Here is a 1,734-nt window from a genome sequence, read left to right as displayed (position 1 = left end):
GGACCAGCTTGAGCACGCGTTCCGGGACGGTTGATTTGGTGTTTTGGTGGTCTTTTCCGTTGTTTGGTGATGCAGGGTTGGCACAAGTCTGGATTAAAGCGGGGTCTGGGCTGGGGGATCCGGGGGGCTGGCGGTGATTTTCTTGTTCCGGCAGAGGATTTGCGGCAGAGTCTGGTGAGGCAAAGCTGTTCCGGACGAACGCCACGGTCGAACGTGGGGCCCGGGACGCAAGACGGGCAGGCACGGGAATGTCGGACGGGACGAGACGCGGGCTCTTCCGCGGGCTGCTTTCATCGGCGCGCCTCGGGGTGCGCCCCTGGGTGGGCCTCTGGGTGGTGGTCGGGCTGGTCGCGGGCTGCGCGGCGGACCCGGGCTATCGCGCGCCGGCATTTCCCTTTCTGAACGGCTATTCGACCGTTCGCAGCGGGGCGCCGGTGCTGATGGAGAACGTCGCCTGGTGGCGCGGGTTCTCCGACCCCGGCCTTGACGCGCTGGTCGAGCGCGCGCTGGCCGGCAACCTGAGCCTGGCGCTGGCGCGCGAGCGGGTGAGCCAGGCCGAGGCGCAGCGCGACACGCTGGCCGGGGGCGGCTCGGCCAGCGCCGAGGGCCGCTACGGGCGGCGCCGCGCCGCCGGCAGCCTGGGCGCGGTCGAGGGCCGCAACGAGGCCGAGGTGACGCTTGGCCTGCAATGGCTGTTCGACCCCTGGGGCGCGCGGGCGCGGCAGGCCGAGGCCGCCGACGCCCGGATCGACGCCGCCGACGCCGAGGTGGATGCGGCGCGGCTGCTGATCCTTTACAATCTTGCCAATGCCTATGTGGACCTGTGCTACCAGCGCCGGGTGCTGCAGTTGCTGCGCCAGCAGCAGGCCTCGCGCAACCAGACGCTGGACCTGACCCGGACGCTGGTCGAGCAGGACGCGGCGACCCGGCTTGACCTGGTGCGGGCCGAGGCGCTGGTGGCCGAGACGCTGGCCCGGATCCCGCCGGTCGAGGCCGAGATCCGCGCGCTGCGCAACCAGATCGCGGTGCTGACCGGGGCGATGCCCGGCGCCATGGCCGATCTGGCCGGCGGCAGCGCCGGCCAGCCGGTGCCGAAGCTTGCGCCCGACCCCGGCATCCCGACCGACCTGCTGCGCAACCGGCCCGACATCCGCATCGCCGAGCGGCTGTACTATGCCGCGGTGGCCGAGACCGGGGCGGCCGAGGCCGATCTCTACCCCCGGCTGTCGCTGGGCGGCACGATCAGCGGCGCGGTGATCGCCGGCAAGGGCGGGGCGGACAGCTACTTCGGGCCCAGCCTGGTGCTGCCGGCGCTGCCGCAGGGCCCGCGCCGGGCCATCGTCGAGGTGCGCCGCTCGCAGGCGCGCCAGGCGCATCTGTCGTGGCAATCCACCGTGCTCGGGGCCATCGCCGAGGTGGAAACCGCGCTGGCGCAATATGCCGGCAGCCGCGCCGGGGTGGCCGCCGCGCGCCGCACCGTGCAGCTCTACCGCGAGGCGGCCGAGCTGACCCGCGACCTGGTCCGCCGCGAGGGCGCCACCATCGGCGAGTTGATCGACGCCGAGGAATCGATCGCCGACGCCGACCTGACGCTGGCCGAAAACCTGCGCCAGCTCGGCCGCAGCTACGTCGCCCTCAACGTCGCCCTCGGCTCAGGCAACAGCCACAACACACACCCCATCCCGAAAGACCCAAAAGCCGAAAACTGACAAACCAGGACACCAAAGATGGGTC

Annotated in this window: 1 protein-coding gene; it reads left to right on the top strand. The window is 71.8% G+C overall.

Going from position 1 to position 1,734, the window contains the following annotated elements; genetic code table 11:
• The first annotated feature begins 248 nt into the window (after positions 1-248).
• A complete protein-coding gene (locus tag LHP98_RS19250) occupies positions 249-1,709 on the top strand; it encodes an efflux transporter outer membrane subunit (protein ID WP_227254159.1) in 1,461 nt (486 codons plus the stop codon).
• Positions 1,710-1,734 lie beyond the last annotated feature (25 nt).

Source organism: Rhodobacter sp. Har01, from assembly GCF_020564565.1.
Taxonomy (GTDB): Bacteria; Pseudomonadota; Alphaproteobacteria; order Rhodobacterales; family Rhodobacteraceae; genus Pseudogemmobacter.
Note: the sequence above shows the minus strand (reverse complement) of the source record. Positions and strands in the feature narration are given on the sequence as shown.

Bases quoted from the DNA above. Each gene is read 5' to 3' on its own strand.
- LHP98_RS19250 (WP_227254159.1), top strand. From the start codon at position 249: ATGTCGGACGGGACGAGACGCGGGCTCTTCCGCGGGCTGCTTTCATCG.